The 16,046-nt window shown below is 61.8% G+C and carries 14 protein-coding genes, 1 tRNA gene and 1 pseudogene; 11 read left to right on the forward strand and 5 right to left on the reverse strand.

Annotated elements, in window-relative coordinates:
• Position 1: 1 nt before the first annotated feature.
• The 11 genes and pseudogenes from ACOYW0_RS14810 (at position 2) to ACOYW0_RS14860 (ending at position 8,830) form a co-directional block, all read left to right on the forward strand.
• A complete protein-coding gene (locus tag ACOYW0_RS14810) occupies positions 2-745 on the forward strand; it encodes a GvpL/GvpF family gas vesicle protein (RefSeq protein ID WP_482414626.1) in 744 nt (247 codons plus the stop codon).
• Between the two features lie 4 nt (positions 746-749).
• On the forward strand, positions 750-998 hold the full coding sequence (locus ACOYW0_RS14815) for a gas vesicle protein GvpG (RefSeq protein ID WP_180137256.1): 249 nt from the start codon (positions 750-752) through the stop codon (positions 996-998).
• Positions 999-1,032: 34 nt separating this feature from the next.
• A pseudogene (gvpO, locus tag ACOYW0_RS14820) lies at positions 1,033-1,302 on the forward strand (gas vesicle protein GvpO); the annotation flags it as partial.
• Positions 1,303-1,306: 4 nt separating this feature from the next.
• Complete coding sequence (locus tag ACOYW0_RS14825) at positions 1,307-1,672, forward strand: gas vesicle protein (protein ID WP_180137254.1); 366 nt, start codon at positions 1,307-1,309, stop codon at positions 1,670-1,672.
• Positions 1,673-1,675: 3 nt separating this feature from the next.
• Positions 1,676-1,990 (forward strand): hypothetical protein, encoded by a 315-nt coding sequence (locus ACOYW0_RS14830; RefSeq protein ID WP_482414627.1) that lies wholly within the window; start codon positions 1,676-1,678, stop codon positions 1,988-1,990.
• Positions 1,980-2,285, forward strand: a complete 306-nt coding sequence (locus ACOYW0_RS14835) for a gas vesicle protein K (RefSeq protein WP_180137252.1) — start codon at positions 1,980-1,982, stop codon at positions 2,283-2,285. Before ACOYW0_RS14830 ends, ACOYW0_RS14835 begins: the two co-directional genes overlap by 11 nt.
• 207 nt (positions 2,286-2,492) lie before the next feature.
• Positions 2,493-3,536, forward strand: coding sequence for a GvpL/GvpF family gas vesicle protein (locus ACOYW0_RS14840; RefSeq protein ID WP_482414628.1), 1,044 nt, complete (start codon positions 2,493-2,495; stop codon positions 3,534-3,536).
• A gap of 4 nt (positions 3,537-3,540) precedes the next feature.
• Positions 3,541-4,188: a gas vesicle protein gene (locus tag ACOYW0_RS14845; protein WP_482414629.1), complete on the forward strand. Its 648-nt coding sequence runs from the start codon at positions 3,541-3,543 to the stop codon at positions 4,186-4,188.
• A gap of 45 nt (positions 4,189-4,233) precedes the next feature.
• On the forward strand, positions 4,234-6,030 hold the full coding sequence (locus tag ACOYW0_RS14850; protein WP_482414630.1) for an Hsp70 family protein: 1,797 nt from the start codon (positions 4,234-4,236) through the stop codon (positions 6,028-6,030).
• Complete coding sequence (locus ACOYW0_RS14855; protein ID WP_482414631.1) at positions 5,966-6,889, forward strand: Hsp20/alpha crystallin family protein; 924 nt, start codon at positions 5,966-5,968, stop codon at positions 6,887-6,889. Before ACOYW0_RS14850 ends, ACOYW0_RS14855 begins: the two co-directional genes overlap by 65 nt.
• 96 nt (positions 6,890-6,985) lie before the next feature.
• The gene (locus ACOYW0_RS14860) at positions 6,986-8,830 is read left to right on the forward strand and encodes an ArsA family ATPase (protein ID WP_482418838.1); all 1,845 of its coding nucleotides are present in this window, start codon (positions 6,986-6,988) and stop codon (positions 8,828-8,830) included.
• Between the two features lie 42 nt (positions 8,831-8,872).
• Here the strand turns inward: ACOYW0_RS14860 and arsB are convergent, their stop codons facing one another.
• The 5 genes from arsB to ACOYW0_RS14885 all read right to left on the reverse strand — a co-directional run bounded on the left by arsB (position 8,873) and on the right by ACOYW0_RS14885 (position 16,003).
• Entirely contained in the window at positions 8,873-9,970 is a 1,098-nt protein-coding gene (arsB, locus tag ACOYW0_RS14865; protein WP_482414632.1) for an ACR3 family arsenite efflux transporter, read from the reverse strand.
• An 82-nt stretch (positions 9,971-10,052) separates the two neighbouring features.
• On the reverse strand, positions 10,053-10,553 hold the full coding sequence (locus ACOYW0_RS14870; RefSeq protein ID WP_482414633.1) for a thioredoxin family protein: 501 nt from the start codon (positions 10,551-10,553) through the stop codon (positions 10,053-10,055).
• Positions 10,554-10,567: 14 nt separating this feature from the next.
• Positions 10,568-11,689 (reverse strand): permease, encoded by a 1,122-nt coding sequence (locus tag ACOYW0_RS14875; RefSeq protein ID WP_482414634.1) that lies wholly within the window; start codon positions 11,687-11,689, stop codon positions 10,568-10,570.
• Positions 11,690-11,994: 305 nt separating this feature from the next.
• Positions 11,995-12,070 (reverse strand) — tRNA-Asn (locus ACOYW0_RS14880).
• 72 nt (positions 12,071-12,142) lie between these two features.
• Positions 12,143-16,003: a response regulator gene (locus ACOYW0_RS14885; RefSeq protein WP_482414635.1), complete on the reverse strand. Its 3,861-nt coding sequence runs from the start codon at positions 16,001-16,003 to the stop codon at positions 12,143-12,145.
• Between the last annotated feature and the right edge of the window lie 43 nt (positions 16,004-16,046).

Genomic DNA, 16,046 nt, shown 5'->3' on the forward strand with positions numbered 1-16,046 from the left:
TATGGGCCAATACATCTATGCAGTGGCCGCAACGGGCGAGGAACGGACCCTGGAACTTGGCGGCATTGACGAGGAAGGGGGCCAGGTGTCCATCATCTGCCACCGGGACATCGGGGCGGTGGTGAGCCCGTCGCCGGTGACGGAGTATGCGGTGAACCGGAAGAACACCATGGCCCACCAGACCGTCATGGAGCAGGTGATGGCCGAGACCCCCATCCTGCCGGTGAAGTTCGGTACCGTGGGCGACGGGGCAGAGGCCATCCGGACGAAGCTTCTGGCCGAGCGTTACGATGAGCTCAAGGCAAAGCTGGCCTACGTGGCGGACAAGGTAGAGCTCGGTCTCAAGGTGCTGTGGACCGACCCGTCCCAGGCATATCGGGAGATTGTGGAGGAGAACCGGCAGATCCAGAGGCTCAGGGACCGGCTCAATACGCAGAAAGGCGGGGCGCGCAAGGAGCAGATCCGGCTGGGTGAGATGGTGGCAGGCGCCCTGGCCCGGAAGCGCGAGGCCCTGGATACGCGTATCGGGTCGTTTTTCGACGGGCTCTGGGTGGAGCAGAAGAAAAACCCGCCTTTAGGGGACCGGATGATCACCCACAGCGTCTTTCTCGTGGCCCGGGACAAGGAGAGGGCCTTTGATGAGGCGGTGCACCGTCTGGACGAGAGCACCGAGGGGCGCATGAAGATCAAGTATGTGGGGCCTGTCCCCCCAAATCATTTTATCGAGCTGGTGGTCAGGTGGTAGACCCATGGTGCTGATTCTCGACGACATATTGCTGGCGCCTGTGAAGATGACCGTGTGGGTGGCCGGAAAGCTGAGGGACACGGCGCTTCAGGAGATGACCGACGAAGCCGGCATCCATGAAGAGCTTTTGCACCTCCAGATGCAGTTTGAGATGGAGGAGATTGACGAGGCGGAGTTCGACCGGAAGGAGCAGGCGCTGATGGACCGGCTGGACCGGGCTCGGCGTTTGAAAAAAGAGATGGACGAAGGTTGAACAACCCCTTCAACCCTGGACAAAAAAGGACACAGCCATGGCGATTTCATTTACCGAGGCCATTCAGAAAGCCCGCGAGGAGCTCAACATGCTCATCGGGCTTGAGATCGATTCCACGGTGAGCGCCGAGCCCAACGCCGAAGGCTGGCGGGTGACGCTCGAAGCCATCGAGAAAAGAGCCATTCCCGACAGCCTGGACATCCTGGGGGTGTACGAGACCATGCTCGACGACGAGGGAAAGGTATCGGAGTTCAGGCGGGTTCGCATGCGCAAACGTACCGACACCGACGATCCGGAGGGTTGATTATATGAGCCTGGAACCGACCCGGGAAAGCAGTGGAAGCCTGGCCGATGTGGTGGACCGGATTCTGGACAAGGGGCTGGTGATCAACGCGGACATTGCCGTGTCCGTGGCCGGGGTGGAGCTCTTGGGGATCCGGATCCGGGCGGCCCTGGCCTCCTTTGAGACCGCGGCCAAGTACGGCCTGGAGTTCCCGTCCGGCACCGAGCTCCAGACCCCGGCCTGGGACGAGGCCCTTTCGGCCAAAGAGCATTGTCCCCAGTGCGAGAAGGTGCTCCCCGCCGAAGAACTCATCACCACCGGTTGCCCCTGGTGCGGCTGGATCAGCGCCAAGGCGAGGCAATCGAACCCCGGCCTTACCACCTCGGTGTAACCCGTGTTCAAGACCCTCATGGACAAAGTCCGCCAGGGGCAGAAGGAGAAGCAGGCCCTTCGGCAGCAGAGCGGGTACTGGACCCGATGCCCTTCCTGCGGCAAGGGCGTGGTGAAAAAGGTCCTGGTCAGCACCGGGTGCTATGTGTGCGGGGCAGGGCCTGAGGGGGGCGGGGACAACCGGGCCCCCCTGGTCTACAAGATTCCCTGTCCCGGGTGCGGGCGCCTTGTGGTTCGGGAGTCCATGGAACGGACCGGGTGCTACCTCTGCGGGTTCTCCCCGGAAGGCACGGACAAAGGCAACCCCCATGGCCATTGATATCGACGAGAACAACTTAAAGCACGGGGTGCTGGGGCTGGTGGTGGCCCTGGTGGAAGTGATCCAGGACGCCTTGCGGCTTCAAGCCATGAAGCGGGTGGAGGGGGGGAGCCTGTCGGACGAGGAGGTGGACCGGCTGGGCCAGGCCTTGATGGACCTGGACGAGGCCATTGCCGAGATCAAGGCCCAGCAGGGCATCTCCGAGGCCGTGAAAAACGTGCGCGACGGCCTGGACGAGATGGTGGACGACGTCCTGGAGAAAATGATCAACCCGAACCGCTGGTCCGGGCCATAAGGCCATACCTAAAAAGCGAGCCTCCGGCAACAAGGTGGGGGCACCTTGAAACCCTATGGCGAATCCTTAGAAATAATGACGTAAGGCCTGTTTCTCGAACTTTCTAAACGTTTGGCCCCGGCAGGGCCGCCGGAGGCAATTTTGAACTGAATCGTTACGGCATGTTTCAACCGGTTGAGCCACACCCACCCCAACGGTTTTCTGCCCATGGACCCCATTCTCAGAGAGCGAGTGTTGCAAGAGATCCGGAGCCTGCTTGACGCATACCGGCCGGAGATCCGGCGGCTTGTGCGGGAGGCCTTTGTTCCCGAGCTGCAGCGGGTGATCCGGGATGAGATTGCCGGGGCGCTGGCCCCGGAGACACCGGTTCCCCCGGTGCCGTCCCCAGTGGTGGAGGCCCCGGCGGAGCCTAGGCCCTCTTCCCCGGAGGAGGCCGCGTCCCGGGAAGCGATCCCGGAGGAAACGCCCCGTGACCTCGGGGAGCCCGGAGAGGGGTGCTATGTCTACGCGGTGATCCGGGGAGAGGCCGGGCCTGTGCTGGGCCCCATGGGCATCGACGGCAGGGAGGTCCGCATCATCTGGGAGGATGGCTTAGGGGCTGTGGTCCACGACTGCACGGCCGCACCCTACGAGTCCACGGACGAGGAGACCGTAAAGCAGTGGCTGTTTGCCCATCAGGGGGTCATTGACCGCGCCTGGAGAGAGTTCGGCGGGGTGATCCCCCTCTCCTTTGACACCATCCTGGCAGGGGGTGAGGCGCAGGGAACCGACGAGACCGTGGCGGCCTGGCTCCGCCAAGGCCGGGAAGACTTTTCAGCCATGCTGGACCGTTTCGCCGGGCAGGCCGAGTACGGGGTGCAGGTGTTCTGGGACGCCCCGGCCATGATGGAGACCCTTGCCCAGGAGAGCGAGAGCGTCCGGCACATGACAGCAGACCTGGGGGATAAACCCAAAGGGGCGGCCTACCTGCATCGCCAGAAGATCGAGGCGATGCTGAAAAAGGAGCTGGAGACCAAGGCCGATCACTATTTCCGGGAATTTTTCAAGGACATCCAGGGGTGCGTCACCGAGGTCAAAATCGAGAAGACGAAAAAGGCCGAGGACCCTGCCCGGCAGATGATCATGAATCTTGCCTGCCTGCTGCCCGAGGCCAGGAGCGGGGAGTTGGGCCGGGAGCTTGAGCGTATTCAGGAGATGGCCTGGTTCTCCGTGACATTCACCGGCCCCTGGCCGCCCTACAGCTTTACGTGAGCCCATGGAGCCCGAAAATCACACCAAAGCCACCCTGGTGGATCTCCTGGACCGCATCCTGGACAAAGGGCTGGTGATCCATGCAGACCTGGTGGTTTCCGTGGCCGGTATTCCCCTTATCGGGCTTAACCTCAAGGCGGCCCTGGCCGGTATGGAGACCATGGTGAAGTACGGGATGCTCAAGGATCTGGACGAGAGCATGCGGGCCCGGGAGCGCGAAGCGCGTCAGCAAAAGGAGGTGTTGCTCCCCAACGGGGAGGAGGTGCTTTTTTCGGCCCACGGGGGATGGTATTGCTCCGAGGGGTTGCATCCGGCCTGGCGCTACGGGCACCTCTACCTTACCCGGGAGAGGCTCTTTGTCTACCAGCACCCCTTTGAACGCATGCTTTTTGAGGCCCCTTTAAAGGCTGTTGCCCGGTTCGGGGTACCGGAAGAGGCCGCTTGCGAGGAGACAGAGATCCGAGAACTCCACCTGGTGATGGTGGATGGCCGGATTGAAAAGCTCAGGAGCGGGGAGGCGCCCCGGCTTCAGGAGTGTCTCGCGCAGGAGGTGGACGCCGGTGTCAGCCTCGACAAGGGCGTCTGGAAGGCCATCTGGCAGGGGAACCGACCCGGCGATGATGTGCTTCCCATGGAGACGGTGTGCAAATAGGCGAGCAGGCATCTGCGTAACGCATCACTTACAATGAGGCAGCCCATGGACCGAGTCATCGGCATCGACCTTGGAACCTCCAACACGGTGGCCGCCGTGGTGGACAACGGACGGGCCCGCATCATCCCCAACAAAGAGGGGGAGCGCCTGACACCGTCGGTGTATGCGGAGACCGGGGACGGGCGTCGGCTTGTGGGGAGCGCGGCCAGGCAGCGGCTTGCAGAGGGGGGCGGCGATGCGGTCTCCAGCGTCAAGCGGCTCATGGGCAGCGGCAGGCAGGTGATGGTCCGGGGGACGCCCCGGTCACCGAAAGAGATCTCGGCGGCCATTCTGGAAAGGGTCAGGGCCGATGCCGAGGAGGCCCTGGGCGGCTCCGTGACCCAGGCGGTGATCACCGTGCCTGCCTATTTCCATCACGCCGCCCGGGAGGAGACCCGTCAGGCTGGACAGGCAGCTGGCTTTGAGGTGCTCAGGATCATCAACGAGCCCACGGCCGCGGCCCTGGCTTACGGTCTTCATCGTCAGGAACTCTCCACGGTGCTGGTCTGGGATTTAGGGGGAGGCACCTTTGACGTCTCCGTTCTGGAGCTTGCCGAGGGTTTTTTTGAGGTGCGCGCGGTGTGCGGGGACAACCACCTCGGCGGGGACGACTGGGACCGGCGTTTTGCCGACCACGTGGCCGCACGGATCAAGGCGGCGTGCGGTGTGGATATCCGGGGCGATTCCCAGATGCTGGCGCGGGTGGGGCTGGTGTGCGAAGGGGTGAAAAAAAGATTGTCGGAGAAGCCGGTGGCAAGGCTTTCCCTTAAGCACCTGTCCGGGGCGCCCCGAAGCGTGTCGGCCTTTGAGGAGGTCATGACGCGGTCTGCCTTTGAGGCGGTAACCGACGACCTGGCAAGTCGGCTCCTTGCCCCCACGGAGCGCGCCCTCTCCGATGCGGGGCTCTCGGCCGCCGGTATCGACAGGGTCCTTCTGGTGGGCGGTGCCACCCGCATGCCCGGTATTCGGGCCCTTGCCGAGTCTTTTTTCCGGCAGCGCCCCTTTCTGGGCGTCAATCCCGACGAGGTGGTGGCCATCGGGGCGGCGGTGCAGGCCGGGATCATCACCGGGCAGATTCGCGACGTGGTGCTGGTGGACGTCACTCCCCTGTCCCTCGGCATCGAGTCCCAGGGCGGGCTCTTTGCCCGCATCATCCCCCGGAATACCACCATTCCCACCTCGGCGCAGGAGCTGTTCACCACGGCCCGCGACGATCAGGAGAACATGGACATCCACGTGCTGCAGGGGGAGCGGGAGATGGCCTCGGACAACATCAGCCTGGGGGCGTTTCAGCTCTCGGGCATTCCTCCCCTTCCCCGGGGACAGGCCCACGTGGAGGTCTGCTTTTCCATCGACGCCGACGGCATCGTCACGGTCTCTGCCGAGAATCTCCAGACGGAAGCCAGGGAAACCCTCTCCATGGAAGCCATGAAGGATTTGAAAGACGAAGAGGTGAGCCGTGTGCTTGCCGATGCCGAGGCCTGTGCCCATGGGGACCTGGAGAAGCGGGAACAGATCGAGGCCGCCACTCGGGCAGAGACCCTGATGCGGTCCGTGGAGGCGCTTCTGGAGGACCCTTCAGCCTCCCTTGCCGAGACCCTGGTCAAGGAAATTGAAGCCCATGTTGCCCTGTGCCGGGACGCCCTCAAGCGGGGCAGCGCCCTTGAGATCAGGAGCCGTTGCGCGGCATTGCAGTCCCTTGTGTCAACCTCCGACCCCCATGCAAAGGAAGCAGGCCATGAGACCCCGATTGAGCTCCATGCCCCCTTTGACCAAACCCGCCCCGCCCCTGAAGCCCCATGAGACCCTTATCTTGAGGGACCAGGGGGGCTTCAGGGCGCATCCGGGGGCGGGCTGGAAGGTTGTGGAATGCCTGTTCACGGACAGGAGGCTGATTTTCTGGCAGCTCAGGACGGTTCTCCTTGAAATTCCCCTGGGGGCCATTTCGGACCTGCGCATGGGGACTTTTTACTATGTGCTGCGTAAACGCCATGCCCTGGGGGTGTGTTACCACCCCGGCGGAACCCTGCGCCCCCGGATGGTCTGGCTTATTGTCAATGGGGCAGCCATCTGGAAAGCCAGGCTGTTCCAGATGGCCCTGCTGAAGGTGGATGAGCCCCTGATTGAAACCCTTGCCGGGAAGCTCGACGACAGCTGCCGGGCCATCCTCATGTATCTCTGGGAACAGGGCCACGCAAGGATCGCAGACCTTGCCGAGGTCTGCGGAACAGACAACCACATGGACGTGCTGATGCACATCAGGGATGCCATCAACCCCGTGGCCCTCAAGACCATGGGCTGCCCGATCCTCACCTTTGAACGCAAACGGGTGGACCCGGCGTCCGGGGAGGCCGTTCTTTTCAGCTGGTGGCTTGCCGGAAGCCCGGGGAAGCGGCACCCTTCCTCCGAACGCCTGCTGGATCTCTTTGACGAGGGCGGTCACTATCAGGTCATCTTGGATGTCAAAGGGGTGGGGCGAAGCGATCTTCATGTGGGGGTGGAGGGCAGGGAGCTGACCGTTGCATCCCGTCATCCGACGGCTCCGTGGGTGGAGCGGTTTGAGCTGCCCGAAAAGGTCGTGTTCGACGCCCACCGGGTGAGCCTGAAAAACACCCTCCTTGAGATCTGCCTGCAAAAGGCCGAGGGCGTCCATGGCCTCTGATTTCGCATTGTCCCGGCCGCCCATGGCCGGGACCGTTATGAACCCGCGCAGAGGACGCGTTATCCCATCAAACCCGACTACCTCCATAACCCTGACCTGAAACTTCTTCTCTTCGGCGGAAAAGGCGGTGTGGGCAAGACCACCTTGTCTGCGGCTGCCGCCATCTGTCTTGCCGAAGCCCGTCCAACCTCCAGGGTCCTCCTGCTTTCCACGGACCCTGCCCATTCCCTCTCCGATTGCCTGGACATGGACGTCTTCCATGACATGACCCCGGTGCCCCTGAACGGGCAGGGGAACCTGTTTGCCCGCCAGTTGTGTGCGGAAACATTGGCAAACCGCTTCAGGGAGCGCAACGGAGAGATCCTTGAGACCATCGCCGAGAGGGGGACCTATTTTGACCGGGAGGACATCTCCGGGTTTTTCGCCCTGTCCATGCCTGGCCTGGACGAGGTGATGGCCGTCCTTGAGGTGGCAGATCTCCTGGCCGAAGGGGCGTGTGACCTCCTGATCCTGGACACGGCCCCCACCGGGCATACCTTGCGCCTTCTGGCCCTTCCGGAGCACATGCGCACGTGGATTCGGGTGATGGATTTGATGCTGCACAAGCATCGCTACATGGCATCGGTCTTTTCCGGGAAGAGGTACGCCAAAGACCGGTGTGACCGGTTCCTTGAGAGTCTGGGCCGGGATATAGAGGTGGTGGGAACGCTCTTCAGAAACGGTCACCGTACCCGCTTTGTGCCGGTGATGACCCCGGAACTCATGAGCTTTCGTGAGACCGAACGGCTGGTGGGGCACCTTGAAGCCGACCATATCCCGTGTCGGGAGATCCTCGTGAACCGGGTGGACCCGGCAGGCAACGCTGGGATTTTTGGGGCGATCCAGGCGCGGTTCCGCCGGTATGACCTGGTCCTGGTGACAAAGGAGGGGGCAGAGGTAAAAGGGCTCCCCGGCCTGAAGGCCCTGGGGGCCCGCATTGAATGTGAGGTGCGTGAGCTTGGGGCTGCTTCATCGGAGCCTTGGGATAAAGACCAGGCCCCGGACCGTGTAAGGGAATCGACCCTTTCGGGACTCTGTGACTCTGCGGTGTGTCGGTTTCTTCGCTACGGGGTGGCCGCCGATCTGGAGGTCATTGTGGTGGGGGGCAAGGGCGGCGTTGGGAAAACCACGGTGGCGGCATCCCTGGCGGTTCAGCTGGCCGATTGCTTCAAGGGAAAACGCTTTTTGATTGTCTCAACGGACCCGGCCCATTCGTTGTCCGATGCCTATCACACACCCATCGGGGATCGGGTCACGCCCATAACGGAGAACCTCTCGGCGTATGAGATCAATGCAGATGGGCTGTTTGAGCGTTTCAAGGAGGGGTACCGAAAAGAGATCCAGACGCTCTTCAAGCGGTTTGCGGGGCGGGGCATGGACATCGCCTTTGACCGGGAGGTGATGGCAGAACTCCTCTCCCTGGCGCCCTCGGGCCTCGATGAGATCATGGCCCTGGATGCGGTGATGGATGCCAGGGGGGACGGCGCCCACGACATCCTGATCCTGGACGGCTCCCCCACCGGCCACCTGCTTAGATTCCTGGAGATGCCCGGCCTGGTGAGGGAGTGGCTCAAGGCCTTTTTTGCGGTGCTGAGGAAGTATCACGGGGCGGTGAAACTGACGGCCACCATCGAACGGGTCCTTGACCTGTCCCGCCGTGTCCGGAGGATGCAGGGGGCGCTGCAGGACAGGGACAGGACCGCCTTTGTCTGCGTGGCCCTGCCTGAAAGCATGGTCCTGGCCGAGACGGAACGTCTGGTGGCATCCGTGGCCCGGGCCGGGATCTCCTGCAGGCATCTTGTGGTCAACCGGGTAACGCAACAAGGTGAGCTGGAGGCTGCCTGCTCCCGGTTTTCCCGGCTGGAGGTCACCGGGATTCCCGAGGAACAAAACGGCCGGTAGCTTGTGACGTGTCCGGGTAAAGGGCTTGACCCGTCGCATCCGTTATTCCAGGACGTTGTCGGGGAGCGGGGCCTCATCCTTCGGGGCCTCGTCGGTTTCAGGATACCAGGATTTTTTCAACCACAAAGCGGCATTCACGAGGCCGATGAGGACGGGCACCTCCACCAGGGGGCCGATGACAGCGGCGAAAGCCTGTCCTGAATCGAGTCCGAAGACAGCAACGGCAACGGCAATGGCCAGCTCGAAGTTATTGGAGGCGGCCGTAAAGGATAAGGTGGTCGCCTGCCCGTACGTGGATTTGGCTTTCAGGGAGAGCCAGAACGATACGAAGAACATGGCCACGAAATAGATGCACAGGGGAATAGCCACGCGTACCACGTCCATGGGAAGCTGGACAATATACTCACCCTTGAGGGAGAACATGACGAAGATGGTGAAGAGCAGCGCCACAAGGGTCAGGGGACTGATTCTGGGGATGAATTCGTTTTCGTAACGGTCCGCACCGATGGTTTTGAGGCCAATGAACCGGGAGAGCATTCCGGCGATGAAGGGGATGCCCAGGTAGATGAAGACGCTTTCGGCGATCTGGCCCATGGCGATGTCGACGGCCATGCCTTCATGGCCGAGGAGCGCCGGCAGAACGGTGATAAAGAGCCAAGCATACACCGGGAAGAAGAGCACCTGAAACACCGAGTTGAAGGCCACGAGCCCCGCGCAGTACTCGGTGTCTCCCCCGGCCAGGTCGTTCCAGACAATGACCATGGCGATGCAGCGGGCCAGCCCGATCAGGATGAGCCCCACCATATACTCCTGGTGCCCGGACAAGAAGGCCATGGCGAGGAGAAACATGAGAACGGGTCCGATGACCCAGTTCTGGACAAGGGAGAGGGCGAGGACCCGTGTGTTTTTGAACACCAGGCCCAGCTTTTCGTATTTCACCTTGGCCAGGGGCGGGTACATCATGAGAATGAGGCCCACGGCAATGGGAATGTTGGTGGTTCCGACGGAAAACCGGGTGATGATGTTTTGTACCTCGGGAACAAGGTATCCCCCTCCGATCCCCACGGCCATGGCCAGGAAGATCCAGAAGGTGAGGTATCGGTCAAGAAAAGAGAGTCGTTTGATGGTGGACTCAGACATGGGACATACTCCATTTGTTTCAAACAAGGGTTTTGTGAAGCCCGGGGACAACGCCCCGGGTTTTCTTTCGGGAAGCCTTTCCTTAGCCTCCGGCTGAGGCCTCTGTGACCCAGGCCGTCAGGTTGATCTTGGAAGGCACCTTGCCCACGGCTTTGACCTCCCGGTTGATGATGAGGGCAGGGGTGCCCATGACCCCGTAGGATGCAATCTCCGTGAGGTCCCGGACATGGTCTAAGTCCGCTTGGATACCGGTCTCGGTCATCACGGTCATGACCAATCGCTCCAGGCGTTCGCATTGGGGGCACCCCGGGCCCAGGACCTTGATCTCAACCAGCCCTGCGGGTACGGCGTCGTCTTCCGGTGCGCCGATGTGCCGGAGGTAGGCTCTGTGAAAGGCTTTCTCATAGGTGGGGGCGGCCGCCGGGGCGATGTAGTTTTTTGCCGAGAGTTTTTCAAGGAGAACACGTCCCGCCGCGGTGTCGGGGTTGCCGTTAAATTTCTCCGCTGCCTCGGCAAGGGCCTCTTTGAGGCCCCGGATGCCGATGGTGTTTTTACCGACGCGTAGTTTCGTGATGTGATCCATGCTGATCCCCCGTGCTATGCGATGATGAGGTTGAAGAGGTATCCCACCAGAAGGATGCCGGTGCCCACCACCCCGATGAAGGTGGCGATCAATCTGGGTTTGAGAACCTTCCTGAGGATGATGATCTCGGGAAGGGAGAGGGCGATGACCGACATCATGAAAGCCAGGACGGTCCCTAAGGCCGCGCCCTTGCCCAGGAGGGCCTGGACAATGGGGATGATACCGGCGGCGTTGGAGTACATGGGGATGCCGAGAAGAACCGACAGGGGAACCGACCACCAGGCCGACTTGCCCATGAACCCGGCCATGACCCCTTCGGGGACGTAGCCGTGGATGCCGGCCCCCACGGCGATGCCCAGGATGACATAGAGCCAGACTTTTCCGAGGATTTCCCCCACGGCCTCGACGCCGGAGCCGATGCGATCCGCCCAGGTCAACGTGTCTTCAGCCATGGGCCCGGCTCCTGCCTGGATCTCGTGGACCCAGGACTCCAGGTGGCCTTCCATCTTAAGCTTGCCGATGATCCACCCGGCGGTCATGGCAATGGCCAGGCCGGTGCCGAGGTAAAGGGCCGCCACCTTCCACCCGAAGAGGCCGTACAGGAGAACCAGGGCGATTTCGTTGACCATGGGAGCGGCAATGAGAAAGGAGAAGGTCGCCCCCAAGGGGACACCGGTGGTGACGAAGCCCAGGAAAAGGGGGACGGCGGAACAGGAGCAGAAGGGGGTGACAATGCCCAGCAGGGCGGCCAGGATGTTTCCGGTGAAGGCCCCTTTTCCTGCCAGCATGGCCCGGGTTTTTTCCGGGGTAAAAAACGAGCGGACAATGCCCACGGCAAAGACCACCAGGGTGAGGAGCATAAGTACCTTGGGCACTTCGTAGATGAAGAAGGCAAGGGCGCTTCCCAGGTGGCTTTCCCGCGAAAAGCCCGTCATGGCCGATAAAAATGCCGTGATGGCCTCGGCCAGGGGGGTAAGGTTCAGGTAAACCACAAACCAGAGGGCGATGCCCAGGGCGCTTGCCGTGATCATGGCAGGTGTCTTTGATTTTTCTTCTCCGGGGGCAGACGCGGTGTCACGGCCGGTTGCCTCTTTTTTGCATGGGCACGGCGTGCCTGTCAGGAGCTGGTGGGTCATGATTGATATCCTTATTTGTGTCTCTGTGAAACTATATATCGCCATTTAGCGATTCAAAAAGCTGGATGGCTGCCTGTGGGGAGAAAGGGACAGGCCGGTCATCTCTCATGGTACGAAGGTTTTACATAAATCGTTATTTGTGAATATAGCTATTTGGTTGACGCTGTCAAGGGATTTGAGCCCATGTGGGGGACTTTTTTATGTTTTTCCATGCGTTGAACCGGCAGACCAAACAAAAAAACCCCGAAGGCTTAAGCCTTCGGGGTTTTTATATATCGGCTCTGTCCGAAACGGACAGTTGTTTTTGGCTCCCCAGCACGGATTTGAACCGCGGACCCAGTGGTTAACAGCCACTTGCTCTGCCGACTGAGCTACTGGGGATCAGTCAAAAGACTCGGACTATTTAGTGTGATTTGCCGGTGGTGTCAATAGAAAAATGCATCCCCATGCCCTTTAGCTGTCCAGGACCTTCCGAACCTTGGCGGCAAGGTCCTCTGAGGTAAAGGGTTTCTGGATAAACGAGGTGCCGTTGTCGAGGACACCCCGGCGGCTGATGACGTTGTCCGTGTACCCGGATACGTACAATACCTTCAAGGCCGGGGCCAAGGTCACCAGGTGGTCGGCCACCTCCTTGCCGCTCATGCCCGGCATGATGACGTCGGTGACCAGGATGTGGATGGCCCCGGTGTGGCCCTTGAAGCGTGTGATGGCCTCTTCGCCGTGACCTGCTTCCAAAACGGTATAGCCCTTTGCGGCCAGGATGCGCCGGGCGGTCCGCCGGACGCTCTCTTCGTCTTCCACCAGCAGGATGGTCTCGGTGCCCCGGGAGCTGGGTTTGGGGGCCGGGTCCCGGGGTGGTGACGGGCAGCTGGTCGACTCGTCGTTAACCCGGGGCAGGCAGACCCGGAAGCATGTTCCTTGCCCCGGCTTGCTCTGGACCCGGATGTTCCCCTGGCTCTGTTTGACGATGCCGTAGACGGTGGAAAGCCCGAGGCCCGTGCCCTTGCCGTTTTCCTTGGTGGTGAAAAAAGGGTCGAAGATGTGGGCCTGCGTCTTTTCGTCCATGCCGTCTCCGGTATCGGTCAAGACGAGCATCACCATGGGCTCCGGCGGCCTGGTGTCGGGACCGTCGGGCCCTGTATCGGCGGTGACGTTGCGGGTCTCGATGGTGAGGGTTCCTCCGCGGGGCATGGCGTCCCGGGCGTTGACGGCCAGGTTGGCGATGATCTGCTCGATTTTGCTCTCGTCTGCCCGGGTGTTGCCGAGGTCCGGGGTGAGGCGTTTTACGAGTTTGATGTCTTCTCCGATGACGCGGGAGAGCATTTTTTCCATGCGGGTGACCACCGTGTTCAGGTTCAGGCAGGTGAGCCGCATGGGCTGCCTGCGGCCGAAGGCAAGGAGCTGCCGGGTGAGGCGGGCGCATCGATCAGCCGCTTCCTGGATTTCACGGATATCCTCGTGCATGGGCTCTCCCGGGGAGAGATCGCTGAGGAGCATGTCGCTCACCGCCAGGATGGGGGTCAGGGCGTTGTTGAAGTCATGGGCCACCCCACCGGCCAGCCGTCCGATGGCCTCCATTTTCATGGCCTGGTGGAGCTGCTCCTCCAGTTTTTTGTGCTTGGTGATGTCCTGGAATGTGCCGGTCAGTTTTTCGACCTTGCCCGCAGGGCCTGCGGCACGGCCCGTGACGCGGGCCTGGAGGTTCCGGCCCCCCGCCGTGGTGACGTGGAGCTCGAGATCAAAGGGGGTGGCTGTTTCCCGGCAGGAGGCAAGGGCTTGTTCCATGGCGGGCCTGGATGCGGTGTCGCAAAAGGCCAGGGCTTCGGCAAGGGTCACTGATTTGCCCTCGGGGATCTCGTGGATGCGGTAGGTTTCCCGGGTCCAGCGCATGGCTCGGGTGGACAGGTCCAGCTCCCAGCCGCCCACCTTGGCCATGGCCCCCATTTCGTTGAGCAGGGTTTCGCTCTCCCTTAAGGCCCCTTCCACGCGGCTTTTGGCAAGGGCGATGCCGATGCTGGTGCCCAGGCCTTCAAGGAAATGGATCATCTCCCGGTTGAAACAGCCGGGGCGGGAGTCCCCCAGGTGGAGCAGGCCCAGGATCTGTTCATCCGCCTTCAGGGGGATCAGGGCCACCGACTGAAACCCCTGGGTGCTGCAGAGGTTTCTGGGGCAGGTTTCCTGTATGGCTGAGGGGGCGGATTGGCCCCAGGTTTCGGTGCTGTTGGTCCAGAAGCTTCCCCCGTCGGTGAACGCGGGGGGCAGGGGCGCTGTGTCTCCTGAGAGCACGCGGCCGCAGAGACCTTCCAGCAGGGCCTCTCCCTTGTTGTCTCGGAGGGCACTTCCGTCGGCGTCTCGCCTGCACAGGAGGGTTTCGGTCTGGATAAAATGCTCGGGGAACCCCTGGGTGTGTCCGTAGGGACTCTCGTCGCCGTCCCGCAGCCGGATGCCCAGGGCTTCCACATGGGTGCTGCGACGGATGATGGAAAGGATCTCGTCCAGAAAGTCCGGTGAGTGCTCCTTGCGGTTGAGCAGTTCCAGCACATCCCGGGCCAGCCTGTCCCGACTTCGGGCACGCCGTGCCTCCAGCATGGTCCCCAACCGCCGGGCCAGGTTGTCGATGAGTTCCCTCTCTTCCTTCAGGAAAGGGCCCTCGTCCAGGGACGGGCACTCTTTGAGGACAAAGACCTCCACCTGGCCCACCTTCTCACCCGACACCAGGATTTCTGCGGAGAGGGTCCAGGGCGTTTCCCGGAAGCCCGCGCTGGTGAAGCGTTGGCGGTGGCAGGTGATGCGGGCGCAGGTGAGTTCCGGGTAGAACCAGCCTGCGGGAATGAGGGAGACCACCTCCTGCAGCACCTCCCTGACCGGTGCGGTGGAGTCCGCCGCGAGCCGGGACACCTCGTAGAGGCAATGGAGCTCCTTGACCCGTTCGGTAAGGGCCCGCGTCTTCATCATGAGGGCTGCCTCCGATGCTTTGAGTTCGCCGATGTCGTGGCTTGATCCCACGATGCCGATGGGGGTACCTGCGTCATCCCTTACCACGGCAAAGGTGGCCGACGCCCAGGCCGAAGAGCCGTCTTTTTTCGTGAACTCGATCTCCATGGTGATGGAGAGCTTTTTTCGGGGGTCGATGAGGTTTTCCGGGGTGATGGTGGTGTTGTACGCCTCCATCACCCGACGGTAGGAGTCCGGGGTCATCTGTTTTGACAGGGGCAGGCCTTTGAGCTCTTCTGAGGTGTACCCGCGGCTGCGTGCGGCGCTGATCCAGATGGGGTACAGGTTCATGTCCATGAGCCAGATCACGTCCCGCATGTTGTCCAGGACCATGCGAAGACGGAGCTCTTTTTCGATGGTGTGCAAGGCAAAGGCGAGGTCTCCCCCGGCTTCCTCCAGGAGACTCAGTTCGTGCAGGTCACTTGCCAGCTGGCGCGGCATGGCCAGGGTCATGAGACCGTAGACCCTGTCGGCATGCTCCAGTCGGATGGTGATGGAGGCGTGGTCGCGGCCCTTCCCGGACAGGGGACAGTCGGCGCAGTCTGCGTGGGGAAGGCGCGTGAGAACAGGGGTCGGCTGGATCAGGGCTTTTTCATAGCATCGGGACAATGTGCCGGCTTTGAGGTTGTCCAGAAACGGGGGGAAATCGTTGCCAAGGCCGGTCTCCGCCGCGGTTTCCAGTTTTCCCGAGGCATCCAGAAGGGTGATGAAGGCAAAGTGGAAGCCCCGGGTCTCGATGAGTTTTCGGCAGGCGTCCCGGATGAGTCGGGCGGGTTTTTTCTCCCGGACGATGAGCTGGTTGACATGGCGGATGCCCAGGAGCACGGAGTTGAGGTGGCTGAGCTGGAGGGTGCGCGCTTCCACCATCTTCTCAAGCTGCCTTCGGTGGGTGTCGAGTTCCAGCAGGGTGCGGACTTTCCCGATGAGGATGGCCGGGTCAACGGGCTTGACGATGTAATCGATGCACCCGGCCTCATACCCCTTGAATGCCTGGTGCTCATCGGCTGTGGCGGCGGTGTTGAAGATGATGGGAAGCACCCGGGTTCGCTCCTCTCCCCTGAGGATTGCCGCCAGCTCGTAACCGTCCATGCCCGGCATCTTTACATCCACGACGGCCACGGCAAAATCGTTGTCCAGGGTGGCCACAAGGGCCTGGTTGCCGCTTGAGGCTTCGATGATCTCCACATCCAGGCAGGTGAGGGTCTTCCTGAGGGCAATGAGGTTCTCCTGCTTGTCGTCGACAATGAGGATTTTCTGCCTGTGCGCCCAGGAGCAGGGTTCCGTGGGGGCGGGGCTGGGGGTGTCCGTGGTGTGTGTCATCGAAGGGTCCTTGCAACGTTTCCCATGAGCGTTGACTGGGTGT

This window comes from Desulfoluna sp. HI9BLuna (assembly GCF_056829775.1).